Origin of the sequence: Streptomyces sp. NPDC017993 (genome assembly GCF_044328065.1) — a bacterium.
Classification (GTDB): Bacteria; Actinomycetota; Actinomycetes; order Streptomycetales; family Streptomycetaceae; genus Streptomyces.
This window is the reverse complement of the sequence record NZ_JBIRGO010000023.1, coordinates 95,695-117,086: the sequence shown is the minus strand read 5'-3', so window position 1 is coordinate 117,086 and position 21,392 is coordinate 95,695. Positions and strand designations below refer to the sequence as shown.

The 21,392-nt window shown below is 72.2% G+C and carries 13 protein-coding genes, 1 tRNA gene and 1 pseudogene; 11 read left to right on the top strand and 4 right to left on the bottom strand.

Annotated elements, in window-relative coordinates:
- Positions 1-337 precede the first annotated feature (337 nt).
- From ACH4FH_RS32585 to ACH4FH_RS32575, 3 genes are all read left to right on the top strand, one after another.
- Entirely contained in the window at positions 338-814 is a 477-nt protein-coding gene (locus tag ACH4FH_RS32585) for a hypothetical protein (RefSeq protein ID WP_398559547.1), read from the top strand.
- A gap of 163 nt (positions 815-977) precedes the next feature.
- The gene (locus tag ACH4FH_RS32580; RefSeq protein ID WP_398559546.1) at positions 978-3,086 is read left to right on the top strand and encodes an FUSC family protein; all 2,109 of its coding nucleotides are present in this window, start codon (positions 978-980) and stop codon (positions 3,084-3,086) included.
- Between the two features lie 314 nt (positions 3,087-3,400).
- Positions 3,401-4,483 (top strand): rod shape-determining protein, encoded by a 1,083-nt coding sequence (locus ACH4FH_RS32575; RefSeq protein ID WP_398559545.1) that lies wholly within the window; start codon positions 3,401-3,403, stop codon positions 4,481-4,483.
- Between the two features lie 91 nt (positions 4,484-4,574).
- On the opposite strand, the gene ACH4FH_RS32570 is transcribed toward ACH4FH_RS32575, so the two are convergent.
- Positions 4,575-6,101 carry a glutamate synthase subunit beta gene (locus tag ACH4FH_RS32570; protein ID WP_398559544.1) on the bottom strand — a complete coding sequence of 509 codons (1,527 nt, stop codon included), beginning with the start codon at positions 6,099-6,101 and terminating at the stop codon, positions 4,575-4,577.
- A 357-nt stretch (positions 6,102-6,458) separates the two neighbouring features.
- On the opposite strand from ACH4FH_RS32570, the pseudogene ACH4FH_RS32565 reads away from it, so the two are divergent.
- A pseudogene (locus ACH4FH_RS32565) lies at positions 6,459-7,051 on the top strand (sensor histidine kinase); the annotation flags it as partial.
- Positions 7,052-7,665: 614 nt separating this feature from the next.
- On the opposite strand, the gene ACH4FH_RS32560 reads toward ACH4FH_RS32565, so the two are convergent.
- Positions 7,666-7,738: transfer RNA gene (locus ACH4FH_RS32560), tRNA-Arg, on the bottom strand.
- A gap of 311 nt (positions 7,739-8,049) precedes the next feature.
- On the opposite strand from ACH4FH_RS32560, the gene ACH4FH_RS32555 reads away from it, so the two are divergent.
- From ACH4FH_RS32555 to ACH4FH_RS32525, 7 genes are all read left to right on the top strand, one after another.
- Positions 8,050-9,879: an ATP-binding protein gene (locus ACH4FH_RS32555; protein ID WP_398559553.1), complete on the top strand. Its 1,830-nt coding sequence runs from the start codon at positions 8,050-8,052 to the stop codon at positions 9,877-9,879.
- A 566-nt stretch (positions 9,880-10,445) separates the two neighbouring features.
- Positions 10,446-12,611: a GTPase gene (locus ACH4FH_RS32550; protein WP_398559543.1), complete on the top strand. Its 2,166-nt coding sequence runs from the start codon at positions 10,446-10,448 to the stop codon at positions 12,609-12,611.
- Between the two features lie 344 nt (positions 12,612-12,955).
- Complete coding sequence (locus ACH4FH_RS32545; RefSeq protein ID WP_398559542.1) at positions 12,956-13,858, top strand: single-stranded DNA-binding protein; 903 nt, start codon at positions 12,956-12,958, stop codon at positions 13,856-13,858.
- Positions 13,859-14,069: 211 nt separating this feature from the next.
- Complete coding sequence (locus tag ACH4FH_RS32540) at positions 14,070-15,467, top strand: LAETG motif-containing sortase-dependent surface protein (RefSeq protein ID WP_398559541.1); 1,398 nt, start codon at positions 14,070-14,072, stop codon at positions 15,465-15,467.
- Positions 15,468-15,865: 398 nt separating this feature from the next.
- Positions 15,866-17,530: an energy-dependent translational throttle protein EttA gene (ettA, locus tag ACH4FH_RS32535; protein WP_398559540.1), complete on the top strand. Its 1,665-nt coding sequence runs from the start codon at positions 15,866-15,868 to the stop codon at positions 17,528-17,530.
- A 5-nt stretch (positions 17,531-17,535) separates the two neighbouring features.
- On the top strand, positions 17,536-17,970 hold the full coding sequence (locus ACH4FH_RS32530; RefSeq protein ID WP_398559539.1) for an acyl-CoA thioesterase: 435 nt from the start codon (positions 17,536-17,538) through the stop codon (positions 17,968-17,970).
- Positions 17,967-18,755 (top strand): hypothetical protein, encoded by a 789-nt coding sequence (locus tag ACH4FH_RS32525; RefSeq protein WP_398559538.1) that lies wholly within the window; start codon positions 17,967-17,969, stop codon positions 18,753-18,755. Before ACH4FH_RS32530 ends, ACH4FH_RS32525 begins: the two co-directional genes overlap by 4 nt.
- 531 nt (positions 18,756-19,286) lie before the next feature.
- Here ACH4FH_RS32525 and ACH4FH_RS32520 read toward each other — a convergent pair.
- Both ACH4FH_RS32520 and ACH4FH_RS32515 read right to left on the bottom strand, forming a co-directional pair.
- On the bottom strand, positions 19,287-19,691 hold the full coding sequence (locus tag ACH4FH_RS32520) for a globin (protein WP_393895495.1): 405 nt from the start codon (positions 19,689-19,691) through the stop codon (positions 19,287-19,289).
- Positions 19,692-19,919: 228 nt separating this feature from the next.
- Positions 19,920-21,374 (bottom strand): FHA domain-containing protein, encoded by a 1,455-nt coding sequence (locus ACH4FH_RS32515; protein WP_398559537.1) that lies wholly within the window; start codon positions 21,372-21,374, stop codon positions 19,920-19,922.
- Positions 21,375-21,392 lie beyond the last annotated feature (18 nt).

The window sequence follows — 21,392 nt, the reverse complement described above, 5'->3', positions numbered from 1 at the left end:
GGGGGTTGTGGGGGGGGGGGGCCCCCCGGGGGGCCCCCGGGGGGGGGGGCGCCCCCCCCGCGCGGGGGGGGGGGGGGGGGGGGGGGGGGGGGGGGGGGGGGCCGGCGGGGGGGGGGGGGGGGGGGGGGGGGCCGCGCCCCCCCCCCGCGGCCCCCCCCCCCCCCCCCCCCGCGCCGCAACCATTCGGCGTGGCCGGATGTCTCACTCACCAAAGCCCGGTTCCTGCGCAGAAGCGTTCTTGATGGCGACAAGCCCGGTTGATGGGCTAATAACCGATTCATGCGCGCACCCGCCGGAAGCCCTGACGCGTTTTGACGCCTGAAGTTGAGGACAGCAGATGCTCCGTACCGCTTCGCGTAACGCCGCCGTCGCCGCCTGTGCCGCCGTGTTCGGCCTGACCCTGACCGCCGCTGCCGCCGCACCCGCGGCCGCCACCCCGGCCCCCGCCCACCAGCGGGCGGCTGCCGACACCGTCCGAAGCGACCCCAACGGCCGGCACACCGCCACCGAGATCCGCCGCTTCCTGACCACGTTCTACGGCCACCACGGCCCCAGCGCCTGGGCACGCGAGCACCAGATCTCGGACCACCTCAAGGAACGCATCGCCCAGACCGAGGGCTACGACCTGCTGCTCTGCGCGCAGAACACGCCGCGGGAGATCGCCATCGGCAAGGTGACCACCGCGCAGTCGGCGGGCGTCGGCTGGGCGACGGTCACCACCATCTGGGACGGTGCGAACCGCGGCACCTTCACCGCCTACGTCGACCTGGACTCGCACCCCATCGAGCTGCAGGACGTCGACTGCGGGCCGTGACCCGCACCACCGGCGCGCGCCACCCGGTGCCGGCCGCTCCCGGGGCGGCCGGCACCGGCCGCGCGTTTCATGCCGGCGACCGGCACCGACGACCCGTAACGGGCACGAAAGACCGTGCACCACCCCTTCCGGAAGGCCCGGCTCCGGACCGTATTCTCTGGCCATGACGTGGTCGCGTGCGCTGAAGCAGACGGCCCGCTCCGGGCTGACCATCGAACGGATCAAGCTCACCCCGCTGATCGCCATCCGCGGCTCGGTCGGCGTCGCCATCGTCATCGCCCTGTGCCTGTGGCTGGGCGATCCGACCCTCGCCGTCTCCTCCGCCTTCGGCGCGTTCTCCTCCGGCATCGTCACCTTCCAGCGAAGCATGCGGCCGCGCCCGGTCCTCGCGCTCGCCGCCGCCGGGGCCCTCGCCGTCTCCACCTTCTTCGGCTATCTTGCCGCCGACCATGTCCTGGCGTTCGTCCTGCTGCTGGCCGGCTGGACGCTCCTCGCCGGGATGGCCTGGGCGATCGGCCCGGTCGCCGGACTCACCGGTACCCAGACCGTCGCGGTCATGCTGATCACCGTCACCCTGCCGACCTCCACCCTCGGCGCCCTGCAGCACGCCGCCCTGATCGCGTTCGGCGGCCTCGTCCAGGCCCTCCTCATCGTCGTCTTCCCGGTCCGCCCCTGGGGGATACAGCGCGACGCGCTCGCCGACGCACTGGCCGCCGAAGCCGACTACGCCCGCCGGCTGCGCCAGGACCCCGTCGCCCCCTTCGACCCCGCCCCGCTGATGGACGCCCGGCTCGCCTCCGCCGTCACCCCACGCCAGGCCAGGCGCCGCCCCGTCCAACTCCACGGCCCCCGCGGCCTCGCCGAACAGCTCAGGCCCGTCCTCGCCTCGCTCGCCGACCCGGTCGTCGGCGCCCCCGTGCACGGCCCGCAACGCGACCGGGTCCTCGACCTCCTGCACGCCGCCGCCACCGTCCTGGACGCCGTCGCGCACGCCGTCCGGCACGGCAAGCCCGTCCGGCTGCCGCCCGAGGCCATGGCCACCCTCGAAGTCCCCGAGAGCGGGCCGATGCTGACGGGCGCCGCCCGCCGCTCCGCCTACCGCCTGATCTCCCTGCTCGCCGACGCCGTCGAACTCACCGACGAACCGGTCCAGGCCACCCGCCCCACCACCGAAGCGGAACGCGGCCACCTGCTGCGCCCCAGCGTGCCCCGACTCGTCCCCGCCGCGCTCCGCGCCCTGCACCGGGAAGCCCGCTGGTCCTCGCACATCTTCCGGCACGCCCTGCGCGTCTGTGCCGTCGCCGCGGCCGGCTACCTGCTGGGCACCGCGCTCGCGTTCGGCCACGGCTACTGGGCCCCGCTCACCTCCGTCATGGTCATGCGCCCCGACTTCGCCCAGACCTACTCCCGCGGTGTCGCCCGCTTCAGCGGCACCCTCGTCGGTGTCGCCGTCGCCGGCGGGCTGATGGCCCTGACCCACCCCGGCATCCACGTCAGCGCCGGACTCGCCGTCGTCAGCGTGGCGTTCATGTATCTGCTGATGCGCACCGGCTTCGCCGTGACGTCCGCCTGCGTGGCCGCCTATGTCATCTTCCTGCTCGGCATCGCGGGGGAGGGATGGGAGCAGACCGTTCAGGAACGCATCGTCCTCACCCTCATCGGCGGGCTCCTCGCAATGCTGTCCTACGCCCTGTTCCCCGCCTGGGAGACCCCCAGGCTGCGCGACCGCCTCGCCGAGTGGCTGGAGGCCAACGGGCGCTACGCACTGGCGGTGTACGGCCTCTACGCCCGCCCCGCGGAACGCCGCCCGCGGCAGGTCCGCGAGTCCCTGCTGGACGCCCGCGCGGCCCGCGCCGCCTGGGAGGAGACCGAGGCCCGCGCGGAGAAGGAACCCGTACGCCACCGTGGCCTCTCCCGTACCGCGGCGACCACCGCCGGCTCCGCGCTGGCCACGATGGGCCGGGTCACCATGATCCTGGAGGCGCACCTGCCCGCCAAGGACGCCGAACCTTCCCCCGGCGCCGACGCGTTCGCCGCCGCACTGCGTCCCGCGCTGGAACGCGCGGCGCACGCCGTCCGCGAGCGGGAGGAGCTGGACTGGAGCGCGCTGCGCGCCGCGTGGGAGGAGTGGAATGCCGGGAGTGACGGCCAAGGCGTCGCCCTGCGCGCCGCCGACCTGCTCCTCGACGCCCTCGACGACCTCGCCGGCGCCCTCTCCCGCGGGCCGGGCGGCCACAACCGGGCGGCGCGGGGGAGCCGGGGCAACACCTGAGGAGGTGCGACGCCCTACGCCGGCGCGGAGCGCGAACCCAGCGATCTCCACCGGCGGGGGCCCGCATGCAGGAACCATTCGGCGTCGCCAGTAGTCTAGATAATTGCCCGCAATTGCCGCCTTTCGTGACCATGGAGCCGCCCGGACGACGAGGTCCCCAACTCCCGCCCCGGAAGCCCCGGTCCGGCTGCCCACCGCCAACCCTCAACCTTGCCCACCCCACCGCCCCTCCCCGCCCGCGACACCGACCGCCCGAGACACCCACCGCCCGGGCACCCACCGACCAAGCGACCGAGAAAGCACCCAAACTCCCCATGGCGTCCAGCACTTCGTCCGGTACGTACGACATCGGCATCGACCTCGGCACGGCCAACACCCTGGTGTACGCGCGCGGCAAAGGCGTGGTGCTGAACGAGCCGTCCGTCGTCGCCGTCAACGCCGCGGGCGAAGTCATCGCCGTCGGTGCGGACGCCAAGCGCACCATCGGCCGCACCCCCTCCGGCATCACCGCCATGCGCCCGCTGCGCGAAGGCGTCATCGCCGACTTCGACGCCGCCGAACAGATGCTGCGCGCCCTGATGAAGAAGGCCCTGCCCGGCAGCCGTCGCCTGTCCCGCCCCCGGGTCGTCATCTGCGTCCCCTCCGGCATCACCGGCGTCGAACGGCGTGCCGTCGTCGAGTCCGCCCGCGGCGCCGGAGCCCGCGAGGTGCACCTCATCGAGGAACCCATGGCCGCGGCCATCGGCGCCGGCCTCCCGGTGGACGAGCCGGTCGGCTGCATGGTGGTGGACATCGGCGGCGGGACGACCGAGGTGGCCGTGGTCTCGATGGGCGGCATCGTCACCGCCCAGTCCCTGCGCGTCGCGGGTGACGCCCTCGACGCCGCGATCACCACGTACATCAAGAAAGAGCACTCGCTGGCCATCGGCGAGCGCACCGCCGAAGAGATCAAGATCGCGATCGGCTCCGCGGCCTGGACTCCCCTCGACACTGACGAGGAGGGCGTCCCCACCCGCCGCACCTCCTTCACCGTCCGGGGCCGCGACCACATCAGCGGGCTGCCGCGCATCCAGGAGATCACCGAGGAGGAGATCCGCGACGCCCTCACCGAACCGGTCGACGCGATCGTCCGCGCCGTGCACCGCACCCTCGACGCCTGCCCGCCGGAACTCTCCGGCGACATCATCGAACGCGGCATCGCGCTCACCGGCGGCGGCGCCCTGCTCCGCGGCCTGGCGGAGCGGCTGGGCGAGGAGACCGGCGTACCGGTCGTCGTGGCCGACCAGCCCCTGGACTGCGTGGTCAACGGCACGGCCAAGTGCGTCGACGAATTTGCCTCCCTGCATGGCCTGCTGACGGGAGCGAAGCAGCAGCCCCGCAAAGCGGTCCGGCTGTGAGGGCGACTCCTCAGACGGCCTCCCGCCCCCGGCAGTGGTGCGCGGGAGGCCGTCCCTCGCTGCGCTCCTCGGGGCCGCCCGCGGTGTGACGTCACACGGCCAGCGGCCGGTCCCGCGGCGAGATGGGGGCCGGGAGCGCGGTGGAGCCGGTCAGATAGCGGTGCGTGGCCGCCGCGGCGGCCCGCCCCTCCGCGATGGCCCACACGACGAGGGACTGGCCGCGTCCTGCGTCGCCCGCGACAAAAACCCCTTCCACCGGGGTACGGGCGTCCCGCCCGGCCTGCCCCGCCCTCTCGTCGCCCTCCACCCTCTCGGCCGAGAAGTCGCCGTCGCGCGCGAAGTTTCCCCGCTCGTCCAGGCCGAGCCCGAGCTGCCGCATCAGCCCCGTTCCCCGCTCCGGGCCGGAGAAGCCGAGAGCCAGCACCACCAGCTCCGCCGGGATCCACCGCTCGGTACCCGGCCGCGGGCTCCTGGCCCCGGGCTCCACCTCCGTCAGACACAGCGCGCGCACGTCGCCTGCCGCGCTCCCCACGAAGCGGAGGGTGGCCGAGGAGAAGACCCGCGGATCGCTCCCCTCCCGGCCACGGGCCTCCTCATGGGCATGGGAGATCCGGTAGACCGTCGGATACGTGGGCCAGGGCTCGGCATCCGGCCGGACGCCACCCGGCTCCGGGTTGATGTCCAGTTGCAGCACGGAGACGGCGCCCTGACGCAGGACCGTGCCCAGGCAGTCCGAGCCGGTGTCCCCGCCACCCACGATCACCACATGCTTTCCCTCGGCGGTGACAGGCGGCGAGGCGTAATCGCCCTCCGTGACCCGGTTGGCGAATGTCAGGTAGTCCATGGCCTGGTGTATGCCGCCCAGCTCGCGGCCGGGGACGGGGAGCTCGCGCCGCTCCCCGGCGCCGACGGCGACGACCACGGCGTCGTGACACCCTCTGAGCTCGGCGGCATCGAGATCCCGGCCGATGTCCGCCCCGGTGCGGAACGTGGTGCCCTCCGCCCGCATCTGTTCGAGGCGCCGGTCCAGGTGCCTCTTCTCCAGCTTGAACGCGGGGATCCCGTAGCGCAGCAGCCCGCCGATGCGGTCGGCGCGCTCGTAGACGGCGACGCGGTGTCCGATACGCGTGAGCTGTTGCGCCGCCGCCAGCCCGGCGGGCCCGGAGCCGATGACGGCAACGCTCTGCCCGCTGAGCCGCTTCGGCGGATGCGGTGACGCATACCCGCGCTCCCAGATCTGGTCGGCGATGGCCTGCTCGACGTTCTTGATCGTCACCGGGTCCGCGTTGATGGTCAGGACGCAGGCGTCCTCACACGGCGCCGGGCACAGCCGCCCGGTGAACTCGGGGAAGTTGTTCGTGGCGTGCAACCGCTCGGCCGCCGCCCGCCAGTCGCCGTGCGCCGCGTACACATTCCACTCGGGGATGAGATTCCCCAGCGGACACCCGCTGTGGCAGAACGGTATGCCGCAGTCCATACAGCGCCCCGCCTGCTCGGACACCAGCGGAAGCAGCGCCTGCCCCGCGTAGACCTCGCACCAGTCGCCCAGCCGTTCCTCCACCGGGCGCGGGGGCACGGGACGGCGCGGGCTCTTGAGAAAGCCGTGAGGATCGGCCATACGCCGCCTCCGTCGCTCACCGGCGCTGCAATGGGGCGTTCTCACCAGACTACGTCTGTCTCTTGGTGATTGTTCCTCTTGCATGGCTTTGCATGGAAACGACCATGAATCAACGAGGGCCCCGACCAAGATCGACCGCCATGCCGACCAGGCCGGCCACCTCGCCGAGTATCTCCCGGCGGGTCTCGGTCGCGGAGAGCTCGGCCATGAGTCCGCAGAGCACGGATCGGCGAGTCCGCGGCGACGGCCTGCCGCCTGCTCCAGCGGGTGTCCGCGCTGTGCGGCTACGTCAGCCTCCGGGATCCACGCGCAGAAAACTTGCGCGATGCCGGGTGACGCGGCATCACGCACCCACGTACGTCACGGAATCGGGTCGTCGCGAACTCCTCGCACGAACTACGCACCCCGCTCGCGATCAACCGCACCCTGCTTGAGGTGCAGATGTCCGACCCGGAGGTCTCTCCGGAGCTGGCTCAGTTGGGGAAAACCCTTCTGGCCACCGACGAACGCAGCGAGCAACTCGTGGAAGGACTGTTGCTTCTGGCGCGTAGCGAGAATGAGATTGCTGAACGAAAGCCTGTTGATCTGGCCGAGGTGGCCTCTCTGTCAGTCGACCAGGCCCGCATCGAGGCAGAGGCGACCGGCGTGGGGTTGCGCGGTGTACATCAATCCGCGTACGCCCAAGGCAATGGCGTTCTACTTGAGCGGGCCGCACTGAATCCGGTGCAGAACGCAGTCCGCTACAACCGGGCGCCTTGTACCTGCGTACGAGGTGGACAACCTCTTTGAACCGTTCAGGCGACTGCGTACGGAGCGCACAGGCAGTGACAAAGGCGTGGGGCTGGGCTTGTCCATCGTCCGCTCCGTGACGCGCGCACGGCGGATTCGTGAAAGCCGTACCGCGTGAGGGCGGCGGCCTGGAGGTACACGTCAGGCTGCCGCGGCGTTGAAGATTCGGTTCCTGGCCGGAATCAACATCCCTGCGTCAGCAGTGATTGAACCCACGAAAGGTCCCCCAGGAGTGCGCAAGTCACCGGCGTCGTTGCAGCACGATTTCTGAGCTTCATCGAATTCCCCCCAAGGAAGCATCTTGATCATCACATAATCGCCCTGCCGCTCCTTCAATGGATTATTTTGCCGGGGGAGTCCAAAAAGTCGTTGCGTCTCTGTTGTGTGTTCGTGCGGTGTCGTCAAATGTGCCGACTGATCAGGCGTGGGCTTTGGTCGAACCGCTGCTTCCGAGTTCGCGGATGAGCCGTCCGGCTTGGCCGGCCGGGGGCTGTGCCGAAGTGGCGCGCACCTGCCCGGCGGTGCGGACGCAGCGGCGACAGGCCAAGTGCTGCCCGCCCGGCATGGGCCTCTGCTGGGGGGCGCCGAAGCAGGCGGCAGAAGCTTCGACACGTACTCGACGCGGCCACTCGTGGAAGCCCGGCGCGAGCCGGGCACAGCCGGCCCCTCCCCGTGCTCCCCGTGATCATCAGGGGAGGGACCGGCTGCTTTGCGTGTGTGCCCGCACCTGCCCTGGCCAGCAAAAAGACCCTCCCTAAGGGAGGGTCTTGGAAAGCGCCCCCGGCAGGACTCGAACCTGCGGCCAAGTGCTTAGAAGGCACCTGCTCTATCCACTGAGCTACGGGGGCCGGGCTGTGGACGTGGATCACGGACCGCGGACAAGGATAGAGGCCCGGGTGCCTTGTCCCGGTTGCTTCACCTCCGTGGCACGTTGTGGAGGTTCCGTGAAGCGGTCCAAGAATCGCAGGCAGGTACGAATCCTGCACCGGTTTTGGCGTCCCGCGCGCCGGGTGTTGTGCACTCGTTATGCCTGCGTCTCAATTGTCGCGTACGCCTCATGCGTCACTTATCCCGTTCTGTAGGGGTTCTTGCGGGGCACACGAGGGGTTATACGCTTCAAAAAGCCAACGAAATTGGGCATTCTGCACATGTGGCGACCTTGGACGTACGACCGCGACTGATCGAGGCACTGTCCGTACTGCGCGACCGTGTCGACGCCGCACGCTTTCCGCTGCCACTACGGGGCGCCGCCCGCGCCCGGCGGAGCCGGGCCGAGCTGCTCGCCCAACTCGACGACTATGTGATTCCCCGCCTGCGCGCTCCTCAGGCGCCCCTCCTCGCGGTGATCGGCGGATCCACCGGAGCGGGCAAGTCCACACTGGTCAATTCGCTGGTGGGGCGGCGTGTCTCCGAGGCGGGGGTGCTGCGCCCGACGACGCGTACGCCGGTGCTCGTCTGTCATCCGGACGATCAGCACTGGTTCGCGGGCCGGCGGGTGCTGCCCCGCCTCACCCGGGTGTGGGTGCCGGAGCAGGAAGGCGGTGACGGCCCGGACGCCGCCGGCCCGCCCTACGGGCCCGGCGCGCAGCGGGAGCCGGCGTTCGGGGACGGGTTCGGCCACGGGACGGGCGACGGCCGCGATCACGGGTCCGGCCGGGGACTCCGGAACGACGGGGTCCGGAACGACGGGCACGGGCTGGGGCATGCCTACAGCGGATCGGGCTCCGGGTACGGCCCCCGTGACGGATACGGCGTGGGCGCAGGCGCCGACTCCGGATTGCCGACGGTGCGGATCGAGACAGATCCGGCGCTGCCCAGCGGGCTGGCGCTCCTCGACGCCCCGGACATCGACTCCCTGGTCGCCGGCAACCGGGAACTGGCCGCCGAGCTGATCTGCGCCGCGGACGTATGGGTGCTGGTCACCACCGCCGCCCGCTACGCCGACGCGGTGCCCTGGCATCTGCTGCGTACCGCCAAGGAATACGACGTCACGCTGGTGACCGTGCTGGACCGGGTGCCGCACCAGATCGCCACCGACATCTCCGGGCGGTACGCCGAACTGCTCCAGCGTGCCGGGCTCGGCCACGTGCCGCGCTTCACCATCCCCGAACTTCCCGAGTCGGCAGGCGGCGGCAGCGGACTGCTGCCCGCGACGGCCGTCGCCGCCTTGCGCGCCTGGCTGGAACAGCACGCCCAGGACCCCGTGGCCCGCGCGGCCGCCGGGGACCGCACCACCGCCGGCGTCATCGCCTCCCTGCGCAGCAGAGTGCCCGCCCTGGCCGGAGCAGCCGCCGCCCAGCACGCCGCGGCTCTGCGGCTGGCCTGCCGCGTGGAAGAGGCGTACGAGGACGCCGGGGAGCGCGTACGCCGGGAAGTCGCGGCCGGTGAGGTGCTGGCCGGCGACGCGCGCGCCCACTGGCACGACCACGAGCTGGGCGGTCGGCCCGACGAACTGCTGGACGCGCTGACCAGCGGGCTCACGTCCCTGCTGGCCTGCGCAGTCGAGGAGGCCGACGAGCGGGCCGCCGACGCCTGGCGGCGCGATCCCGCGGCGGCCGAGGTCGTGCGGTCGGCCGCCGTCGGCGCCGCGGGCGCGGGCGAACGCCTCGGTGTACTCGCCCGCCGCTGGCGCCGCTGCCTGGAGGAGTTGGCCGACGAGGAGACCCGCGAGGCACGCGGGGGCCAGGCCGGCGAACGGCCCGGCTCGGTCGAGCCCGAGGAGTCGGCTGCCCTGCTGGCCACCTCGCTGCTCGGTGGCCGCCGCGCCCGTACGGCGGGTGAGAACCTCGCCGATCTGCTGGGGGCCCAGAGCGCGCTCAGCCTGTGCGACCGGGGCAGCCACCTGCTGACGACGTATGTGGACTGCGCGTTGGACGCCGAGCGAGAGCGGCGGCTGGCACCACTGGACCAGCTGGCCGTGCCACCGGATCAGCAGGCCGAGTTGATCGCCGCGCTGTCCGTATTGCAGAAGGAGAAGGTGTCGGGGTGACCGCTTCTACGGAGCACGCGGGGCAGGCAGGGCAGGACCATCGGGCGGAGGGCGAGGGCGAGGGCGAGGGCGGTGGCGGGGAGCGCGGCAGCGGCGGCGAGCAGGTGGCGGACGGCCGCGAGCCGATCGCGCCGACGAGCGGAGGGCGTGAGGGGGGCGCGGCTGACGCTGCGGGTGGCGACGTGGCGGGTGCCGGTGTCCCGGCCGCTGCTGGGAACGCTCCGGTAGCTCCGGGCGTACCGGCTCCGACCGCTCCGACCGCTCCGACCGCTCCGACCGCTCCGACCGCTCCGACCGCTCCGACCGCTCCGACCGCTCCGACCGCTCCGACCGCTCCGGGCGTTCCGGGCGTTCCAGGGCTGGGCGGGCCCAGTGACCCGACTGCGAGTGAGCCCCTTCCGAGCGCTCCGGGGCCGCGTACCCCGGGTGACGTCGATGGTGCGGAAGGCGCGGGTATCGGGGACAGCGGACTCGGCGGTGTGGCCGATAGTGGGCCGTCGGATGGGCCGCCCGACGGGCCGTTGGCTGGGCCGTCGGATGTGCGCGGCGGGCCCTGGGACGACGGGTTGATCGCGCGCCGGGCACGGGTGGGGGAGTTCCCGCGGCCGGGAGGACGGCGGCGAGCGCTGGAGGCCGCGGGCGAGTCCCGGACGGCGGCGACGGGGGACGCGGCGGCCAAGGAGCAGCTCCTTACCGCGAGCGTGCAGTGCGCCTCCGGTGTGGGCACGTGCAGCAACACACGTGCGGGCGTCGGCGGGGATGTGGCCGTCGACCTGGCCGCGGCCATGGAGGATGCCGTGGACGAGGACCTCAGGTCGGGCGGCGGGACGGTGGGGCTCGGCGGGCAGGTGGCCCGGGGCGGCCGGGTGGCCGCGAGAAACGGATCGCCCAGGGGCAGCGGGGAGGGCGCGGCGACGGGCCGGCCCGGCCCGTACGGGCGGGGGGCGGACCGCGAACCGCGCACCGTGGGTGAGGAGCTGCGGCCTCGGCTGGACGCGTTGCGTGAGCTGATCGCGCTCTCCCGCACCCGGCTGGACGCCGAGACGCTGGAGGACGCGGGCCGGGTGCTGGAGGCGGCGAACGAGCGCTACCGGCTCTCCGGCGAGTACACCGTCGTCGCCATCGCCGGTGCGACCGGCAGCGGGAAGTCCTCGCTGTTCAACGCGCTGGCGGGGGCGAGCCGTTCGCAGGTGGGTGCACGGCGGCCGACGACCTGCCAGCCGGTGGCCTGCGTCTGGTCGGACGGCCGGCCCGGCGCGGAGGGGCTGCTGGACCGGCTGGGCGTGCCGGCGCATCGCCGCCACACCCCGGCGGACGAAGCCCCCGAGCTCCGCGGGCTCATTCTGCTCGACCTGCCCGACCACGATTCGGCGGCCACCGAGAACCGGACGCAGGTCGACCGGATGCTGGAGCTGGTGGACGCGGTGATCTGGGTCGTCGACCCCGAGAAGTACGCCGACGCGGTGCTGCACGAGCGGTATCTGCGGCCGTTGGCGGGCTACGCCGAGGTCACGTTCGTCGTGCTCAACCAGGTGGACCGGCTGCCCGGCGACGCCACGGACCAGGTGGTGGACGACCTGCGCCGGCTGCTGGACGAGGACGGACTGGCGCTCGGCGAGCACGGTGAGCCAGGAGCGGTGGTGCTGGCCCTCTCCGCCGCTACCGGTGAGGGTGTGGTGGAACTGCGCGAGACGCTGGGCCAGTTCGTCGCGGAACGGGGCGCGGCGAGCCGGCGGCTGATGGCGGACGTGGACGCGGCGGCCGAGCGGCTGCGGTCGGTGTATGTGGCGGAGCGCCGCATCGGGCTGACGGAACGGGCCCGCGAGGAGTTCGACGACCGGCTGGCCGAGGCGGTCGGCGCGGTGGCGACCGGGCGCGCGGCGGAACGCGACTGGCTGCGGCACGCCTACCGCGCCTACGGCTCCCCGTGGTCGCGGCTCAACGGCTGGCGGCGCGGACGCCGGGCGGAGGAAGGCCATACCGGGAGCGGACTGACCGGGGCCGGGCCGGCCGGGAGCGGACCGCCCGGCGCGGCTCGCACCGGGGCCGCCGGTATCGGTGCGCGCGTCGGGAACCCGCATGCCGGGCCGGCGCATGCGGGGCCCGGGGCGGTCGGCCGGCAGGGGCAGTACGGGCAGACGAGCGCGGCGACCGGCGTACCAGGGTCCGGGGGCGGCGAGGGCGCGTTGGACGTCCGGGCGGCGGCCCGTCCGGTGGTGGAGCAGGCCGTACGGGCCGTGGCAGGCGACGCCGCGCGTGGCTTGCCGGCGCCCTGGGCCCAGGCCGTGCGCGAGGCGGCGAGTCGGGGCGCGGCGGGGCTGCCGGGTGCCCTGGACAAGGTGGCGGCCGACGCCGAGGAATCCCTCAGGGGAGGGCCGGTGGTGAAGCCGCGCTGGTGGACGGTGGCTGCCGCGTTGCAGGGCCTGCTGTTCGCCCTGCAAGTGGTGGGCGTGTTGTGGCTGCTGGGGGCGATTGTGGGGCTGACCGACACAACGGCATGGCTCCCCGCACTGCTGCCCGCGGCCATCGGTTCGGTGGGCGGCCCGGTGCTGGCCTGGATCTGCCGGATCGCGGCGCGCGGCCCGGCCCGCCGGTACGGGCAGGAAGCCGAGCGGCGCCTGAGGAGCGCGGCGGCGGGCTGCGGACGGGCAAGGGTCCTGGAGCCGGTCGCGGCCGAGTTGTTGCGCTACCGCGAGGTACGCGAGCAGTACGCGGTGGCCTCGGGGGCCTGATCGGGGAGTGCGTCGTGTGCGCCGGGCGGGCGGGCCCGGCACTGCGTGCGAGGCGGGTGGGGCGGCCAGGTAATCGGCCGCCCCTTCTGCATGCCACGCTCGTCGGCCGTCCGCCAAGCCTGTCGGCCATCCGCCACGCTCGTCGGCCGTACGCCGTGCTCGTGCTTCGAGGCTCGCCCCTGCTGCCACCGTCCCTCCCGGGTGGCGGAGTTATCCCCAGCCTGGAGGTCGTCCACAGGTCTCTGCGGCGCGCGGCGATTCCGTGCAGCATCAATCGCAGGCAGATCGCAACGCGGTCACGCACCCGAGCAAGCTCGGGGAGAGCGAACGGGGGAGTGGGTTCGATGAGCGAGACGATGGTGACCTTGGTGGGAAACGCCGCGACGGCGGTGGAGCACCGGCAGACGCCAACGGGGGTGCCGGTCGCCAGGTTCCGGCTGGCGGCGACGTCCCGGCGCTGGGACAGGACCCGGGAGTGCTGGACCGACGGGGACACGAGTTTCTACACGGTGCGCTCGTGGCGAACGCTCGCCGACAACGTCGCGGCGTCGGTAGCGGTGGGCGAACCCCTGATCGTCCAGGGCAGGTTGCGGCTCAGGGAAGGGGAGAAGCCACCGGAGCAGGGCGGGCAGCGCTGGTTCTCGGCGGAAGTGGACGCCGTCGCGGTCGGCCACGACCTGTCCCGGGGCACCGCCGCTTTCCGCCGGGCTTCGAGGCCGCGTATGGACGTGGTCCCGGCGCAGCCCGGTACGCCCGGCCCCGACCCCTGGGCAGCCGGCACCGGCACCGGCCCTGGCACCGCTCCCGGCACGCGAACAACGACGGCAACAGCAACAGAGACAGCAGAAACAGCAACCGGAGCAACAGCCAGAGCGGCGACGGCGAGCGCGACAACACCTGCGCCCGGCTCAGGCGCGGCGCAGGCGGGCGAGAGAGCTTCGGCATGGGAGGTTGGCATCAAGGCCGAAGGCGACGGAACTCAAGTGGAGGGCGCGCGAGGCGAGGGAGCTCAAGTTGAGCGCGCTCCCGTCGAGGAGGCCGGCGCCCAGGCGGAGTACGTCGACGCTTCGACCTCACAGGCAGCCACCCCGCCCGAGCCTCCCAGCCGCCCTTCGCCTCCCGCCCGCCCCGTACGGCTACCACCGTCACCGACTCCGCAGCCTGCGCCGTCTCTCTTGCCGCAGGCTCAACTTCCCGCGGGCGCAGTGCGCCTGAGAAGGCGTCAGTGCCCTGAAAAGTCCCGTTGATTTGTCGATAATGCCAGGTCAGGGTGCTCGCCATCGATAACGATTGCGATTCGGATCGGTTATGGAATGCCATTCCCGGGGACCCTGATGCGCCTGCTCCATAGGATCCGTCGAGTACTCACGGGGGCTGACTTTGTTCGGCTGTTGAGTTCTTCAGATCTTTCCGGCGAGGCACCCTCCCCATTCGACCGCCTCGCCCAGAGGGGAAATCATGCTTTCGATGAAGAGGCGGGGCGCAGCCCGCCTTGCTGCCGCGGTTGTGGCCTCCGGCCTGGTCGCGGCGGGTGCGATAGCCACCGCGGGAACTGCCGCGGCGGATGAGACGACTCCCACGCACGGGGGTGCCACCGCGACGCTCGGTGGTCTGAAGACCTTCGACCAGGCGATCGTGCACGCCGACGGCCAGGACCAGCGCGTCGGCGCCGGCCTGTTCGAGATGGCGGTCGACAACGGCGGCACGCTCCAGACGTACTGCATCGACATCCACAACCCGACGCAGCAGCAGGCGAAGTACCAGGAAGTGCCCTGGAGCGCCTCGTCGCTGCACAACAACGGGGACGCGGGCAAGATCCGCTGGATTCTGCAGAACTCCTACCCGCAGGTGAACGACCTGGCGGCGCTCGCCTCCAAGGCCGACGCCGGCAACCTGACCGAGAAGACCGCCGCGGCCGGCACCCAGGTCGCGATCTGGCGCTTCTCCGACCACGTCAAGGTCGACGCGGTCGACCCGGCGGCCGAGAAGCTCGCCGACTTCCTCGAGAAGAGCGCGCAGAACCTCGCCGAGCCCAAGGCGTCGCTGACGCTGGACCCGCCGGCCGTCTCCGGCAAGTCCGGCAGCCGTCTCGGCCCGGTCACCGTGCACACCAACGCCGACAGCGTCACGGTCTCGCCGGCCGCCGACGTGCCGGCCGGTGTCAAGGTCGTGGGCAAGGACGGCAAGCCCGTCACCAGCGCCGCCGACGGCACCCAGCTCTTCTTCGACGTCCCCGCGGGTGCCGCGGACGGCAGCACCTCGCTGACCGCCCAGGCCGCGACCAAGGTCCCGGTGGGCCGTGCCTTCACCGGTATCGGCGAGCACGCCAAGAGCCAGACGCAGATCCTGGCCGGCTCCAGCGAGTCCACCGTCTCCGCGGCGGCCACGGTCTCCTGGAAGAAGCAGGGCGCCATCCCGGCGATCACCGCCGAGAAGAACTGCGCCAAGGGTGGTGTGGACGTCACCGCCAGCAACAAGGGCGATGAGGCGTTCCGCTTCCAGCTCTCCGGCAAGGAATACGAAATCGCCCCGGGCAAGTCGCAGACCGTGACGGTGCCGGTGGCCGAGGACCAGCCCTACTCGATCACGATCAAGGGTGAGGGCGGCTTCAAGAAGTCCTTCTCCGGCGTCCTGGACTGCAAGACCGCGGGTAGCGGTGGCGGCAAGCCGTCCTCGCAGCCCAGCCCGGCCACGGCCGGCGGCACCGCTGGTGGCGACACCGGCGGTGACCTCGCCGAGACGGGTTCCAGCAACGCCACCCCGATGATCGCGGGCGTCGCGGTTCTTCTCGTGCTGGTCGGCGGCGGCGCGGTGTTCTTCCTTCGCAAGAAGAAGGCCGGCACCCCCGCTCAGTGACCGCGTCACCGAGCGACCGGCCGCCCGGCCGGCCAACGGTCACCGCCCCCGGTGAAGCAACCGGACGGTGACCGAGTGGTGACAGGCCGCCGCTCGCTCGTCGACGGACGGTGAAAGACCTCGTGGCCCCGGAGTGCACCAGCGCTCCGGGGCCACGGGCGTCCTCCGCACCTTGCCCGCAGCTCCCCCGTCGCGAGCGCAAGGGGGGAGCCGTGGCGCTCTCCCGCCCGCCATACCGGGGCCTGTCCGCTGTCCGCTCAGTGGCACCCGTTTCCCCCGGGGGATGGACGTACGGCAAGATGGGGTGTATCTGCCCTCGCGCGGCCACGCCGCACCATGGCCCAGGCGGCGGAGCCGCACACAGACCTGATAGATCCAAACCTGCTGGACGGTTTCTCTTGGCTGAGTACATCTACACGATGCGCAAGACGCGCAAGGCGCACGGCGACAAGGTCATCCTCGATGACGTGACGCAGAGCTTCCTGCCTGGCGCGAAGATCGGTGTCGTGGGTCCCAACGGCGCCGGTAAGTCCACGGTGCTGAAGATCATGGCCGGTCTTGAGCAGCCGTCGAACGGTGACGCGTTCCTCTCCCCGGGCTACACCGTCGGCATGCTCCTCCAGGAGCCGCCGCTGGACGAGTCCAAGACCGTGCTGCAGAACGTGCAGGACGGCGCCTCCGAGATCATGGGCAAGCTCCACCGCTTCAACGAGGTCGCCGAACTGATGGCGACCGACTACTCCGACGCGCTGATGGAGGAGATGGGTAAGCTCCAGGAGGACCTCGACCACGCCAACGCGTGGGACCTGGACACCCAGCTGGAGCAGGCCATGGACGCCCTGGGCTGCCCGCCCGGCGACTGGCCGGTTAACAACCTCTCCGGTGGTGAGAAGCGCCGCGTCGCGCTCTGCAAGCTGCTCCTCGAGGCTCCCGACCTGCTGCTCCTCGACGAGCCCACCAACCACCTGGACGCCGAGTCCGTGCAGTGGCTGGAGCAGCACCTCGCCAAGTACCCCGGCACCGTCGTCGCCGTCACCCACGACCGGTACTTCCTCGACCACGTCGCCCAGTGGATCTGCGAGGTCGACCGCGGCCGCCTGCACGGCTACGAGGGCAACTACTCCAAGTACCTGGAGACCAAGCAGACCCGCCTCAAGGTCGAGGGCCAGAAGGACGTCAAGCGCGCGAAGCGTCTGAAGGACGAGCTGGAGTGGGTGCGCTCCAACGCCAAGGGGCGGCAGGCCAAGTCCAAGGCCCGTCTGGCGCGTTACGAGGAAATGGCCGCCGAGGCCGACAAGATGCGGAAGCTGGACTTCGAGGAGATCCAGATCCCGCCGGGCCCGCGCCTGGGCAACATCGTCGTTGAGGTCGAGAACCTCAGCAAGGCCTTCGGCGACAAGGTCCTCATCGACGACCTGTCGTTCACGCTGCCGCGCAACGGCATTGTCGGCATCATCGGCCCGAACGGCGCCGGCAAGACCACGCTGTTCAAGATGCTGCAGGGTCTGGAGACCCCGGACTCCGGCTCGATCAAGATCGGTGACACGGTCAAGGTCAGCTACGTCGACCAGAGCCGCGCCAACATCGACCCCAAGAAGACCCTGTGGGCCGTGGTGTCGGACGAGCTCGACTACATCAACGTCGGCCAGGTCGAGATGCCCTCGCGGGCGTACGTCTCGGCGTTCGGCTTCAAGGGCCCGGACCAGCAGAAGCCGGCCGGTGTGCTGTCCGGTGGTGAGCGCAACCGCCTCAACCTGGCGCTGACCCTCAAGGAGGGCGGCAACCTGCTCCTCCTCGACGAGCCCACCAACGACCTCGACGTCGAGACCCTGTCGTCGCTGGAGAACGCGCTGCTGGAGTTCCCCGGCGCGGCCGTGGTCATCTCCCACGACCGCTGGTTCCTGGACCGCGTGGCGACGCACATCCTCGCCTACGAGGGTGACTCCAAGTGGTACTGGTTCGAGGGCAACTTCGAGTCGTACGAGAAGAACAAGATCGAGCGCCTCGGCCCGGACGCGGCCCGTCCGCACCGCGCCACGTACAAGAAGCTGACCCGGGGCTGAGCAGCGTGCGACACCTCTACTCCTGCCCCCTGCGCTGGTCCGACATGGACGCCTTCGGCCATGTCAACAACGCGGTGTTCGTCCGCTACCTCGAAGAGGCGCGGATCGACTTCATGCGCCGACTGGCGCCGGGGAACGGCAGCCCGTCGTTCACGGGCGGCTCCGTCGTGGCGCGGCACGAGATCGACTACGTGCGGCCCCTGGTGCACCGGCACGCCCCGGTGTCCATCGAGCTGTGGGTGACGAAGGTCAGCGCCGCGTCCATGACGATCGCGTACGAGGTCAAGGACGAGGCGACCCTCTACCTCAGGGCCTCGACCATCGTCGTCCCGTACAACTTCACCGAGGAGCGTCCCCGCCGCATCACCGCGGAGGAGAAGTCCTTCCTGAAGGAGTACATGGACGACGCGTCGCACCAGGAGGGGGCCGTCGCCGTATGACGGCGCTGCGCCTGGCCGATGCCGGGGAGGCGGCGGACCTCGCCGCCTTCCTGGCCCGGCTGATCCACTACGACCGTGCCGCCGCGGTACGGCTCCAGGCCGGCGGCGGGGTACTCGCCGTCTTCGGCCGCCCGCCGTCCTTCGAGGTCCTGGCGATCCGTACGGCCCGCCTCGCCGACGACGACCTCACCCTGGACGTCACCGTCTCGGCGGGCGAACTCCTCGAAGGCGTCGAGGAGTCGGCGGACACCGTCACCGTGCCCGCCGCGGTCACCGGGCCGCCGTGGGCCGGGCTGCTGCCGCCGCGCGGCGGCTGGCGACGGGTGCCGGGCCTGCCCACCCCCGACGCCCTCGTCCGCGCCGTGGCCGGCGCGGTCGCCGAATTCCGCGCCCGCGACGAGGCGTTGCCGCCGCAGCACCGCACCCGCACCGAACGGGACCGTATCGGCCGGGACATCTGGTCGCGCACCCTCGGCGACACCCACCTCCCGCTGCGCGCCGCACACGCCGCCCACTCGCTGGGCTTCCTGCGCCCCGCGCGCGCCAACGCCCTCGCGGTCGGCGGCACTTCACCCGCTGCCGCCGAGAACGCCACCCCCGGCGCCATGGACGGCGCCGAGGCGAGTGCCGCCCATCCCGGTTCCGCACCTCAGCCGCAGGCGCCGACACTGCTCGCCGCGGGCGGCTGGCTACGGTTGAGCACCGCCTACGGCTCGATCGCGGTACGGACGGGCGGCCCGGCGGGACTCAAGGGACTCTCGGGCCTGTCGGTCACACCGACGTGACGACAGGGCGGCCGTGACGACGGGCAGGTAGTAGCCGTTATCGACGACGGTCGGGACGTCGGCTCCTGGGGCGTCGGTGGTCTGCTGAGGTCGCTCTGACGGGCGGCCTTCGGCTGCGGGCCGCCTCAACGCCCGGCCGTCTTCCGGCGTCCGTCTCCAGGCTGTGCAGTCGTCGGTCCGGCGGTCCGGCGGGCCTGCTCACCCCTTGCGGCGCCCCTCTGTGGCGTCCCATGCCCGCACGAGCCGCCACAGGCGCAGACGGCCTGTTGCCTCGCCGGAGCTTCTCAGCGTCGCTGGACGTCTCAGGCCCCTGCTGTGTTCTCTGCGGTCTCTGCGGTCTTCTGTGTTCTCTGCGTTCTCGCTCCGCCGCGGCGGAGTAGGCGCTTGTGGTGCCTGTGGGATACGCCCGGCCCGCGTGGGAGCCGCCGGCCGCTTCGTTCGTCCCGCGCCGGTCGCCGGTCGCCGGTCGCCGGTCGCTGCTCGCAGTTCCGCAGGCGGCCTGGCGGGGCGGGACGGGGCGCGGCAGGGCTCTCAGTCCGCGGTGTTGACCATCGACGCGGCCGCGTACGTCAGGTAGTTCCACAGGGTCGTCTCGTGTTCCTCGGACAGTTCGAGGGAGTCCACGGCGTCCCGCATGTGCCGCAGCCACGCGTCGTGCGCCGCACGGTCGACGGTGAACGGGGCATGGCGCATCCGGAGCCGGGGGTGCCCGCGGCCGTCGCTGTACGTACGGGGGCCGCCCCAGTACTGCATGAGGAAGAGCGCGAGCCGCTCCTCGGCCGGACCCAGGTCCTCCTCCGGGTACATCGGCCGCAGCAGCGGGTCCTCGGCGACTCCCTGGTAGAAGCGGTGCACCAGGCGGCGGAAGGTCTCCTCGCCACCGACCTGTTCGTAGAAGGTCTGCTCCTGAAGCGTGCCGCGCGGAATCTTGTTCACCCGTCCATGGTGTCAGACGCACAGTCCTAGGTCTTCGGGCGGAGGACGGAGACGGGGACCGGCGGGAGGGACCTCTGGGAGAGAGTCGCGGGGAGAGCGCCGGGGGACGCTCGGGCCATAACGGCGTTCGGGGCGTGATCGGTTGATCACGCCCCGAACATGGGTCGCTTCCGTTCGGAGGGCCCGCCGCTCTTGAGGGCGGGGCTCCGGGCGCGGACCTCCCCGGTGTCAGCCTCGGCGGACGGTCAGCGTCGTCCAGGCGCCGACGTGCACCCGGTCACCCTCGTGGAGCGGCACCGGCACGTAGGGCTGGATCGGGTCCTCGGCGAGGTTGATCGTCGTGCCGTTGGTGGAGTTCTGGTCGACCACCGCCCAGCTGCCGTCCTGCTGCTGCACCAGCAGCGCGTGCTGGTGCGAGACGCCCGGGTCCTCCGGCGAGCGGCCCAGGTCGACGTCCGGGGCCTCGCCGGTGCTGTTCCGGCGGCGGCCGACGGCGATCTGACCGTTGGCGAGCGGAAGCACCTGCTCGGGGGAGTACGCGGGGAGGTTGAGCCCCGCTGCCTCCGGCCCGCTGCGGCCCATCATCGCCATGAAGTACTCGCGGTCCGGTGCTATGGCCACCACCCAGCCCGCGCCGACGACCGGCGGCGGGCCCTGCGGCGGGGCGGCAGGGCCCTGGCCGGGTCCGCCGTTCCACTGCTGGTCGGGCTGCTGCTGCGGGGGGCCCTGCTGTTGCGGGGGCCCCTGCTGCTGGTGGTGCTGGGAGTCGTACGGGCCGGGCTGCTGCTGCTCGTACGGCGCCGGAGGCTGCTGCTCGTACATGCCGGGCTGCTGCTGCGGCTGCTGCTCGTAGGGGCCGGGCTGCTGCGGCGGGAACGGCGCGGGTGGCTGCTGCTGCTCGAACGGGGCCTGTGGGCCCGGCTGCGCGGGGGCCATCGGCGGCGCGGCACTCTGCGCGCCCGGCGGATTCAGGGTCCAGTCATCGCCCTGCTGCTGGTGCTGCTGGTGCTGCTGAGGCGGCGGGCCGGGCATGCCGGGGCCGGGCATGCCGGGCGGCGGGCCGGGCTGACCGGGATAGCCGCCGGGGCCGGGCTGGCCGGGGGGCGGGCCCTGCTGCGGCTGCTGAGGTTGTTGGTGCTGTTGCTGCGGCGGCGGGAATCCGTAGCCGCCCTGGCTGTCCTGGGGGCCCGGACCGGGCGCGGGGGGCGCCGGAAAGCCGTAGCCGCCTTGGCCGCCGGGGGGCGGGCCGGGCTGCTGGCCGGGCGGCGGGGCGTAGGACGTGGGGGAGTGCGTGAGGAAGTTGTAGCGGCACCCCTCACAGAACGGAGCCATCGCCTGACGCGGCGTACCGCACTGCGGGCACAGCTCGGCCTGCGCGGACGGATCGGGGCCGGGCGCAGGGGCGGGCGGGGGAAAGCCGTAGCCACCCTGATCGCCCTGGGGGCCGGGGCCGGGCGCGGGGGGCGGGAAGCCATAGCCACCCTGACCACCCTGACCGCCTTGGGTGCCGGGGCCTGGGCCTCCGGGCGGCGGTCCGGGCTGGCCGGTCGGCTGGCTGGGCGGCGCGTTCAGGAACCCCGCAGGCAGGGAGGGCGGCGGGGGGACAGCACCCGCCATCCGGTGGCCGCACACCTCGCACCAGTCTTCGGCCACCGACTGGTGGCCGTTCGGGCAGGTCGGCATGTCGGTTCTTCCCCCTCC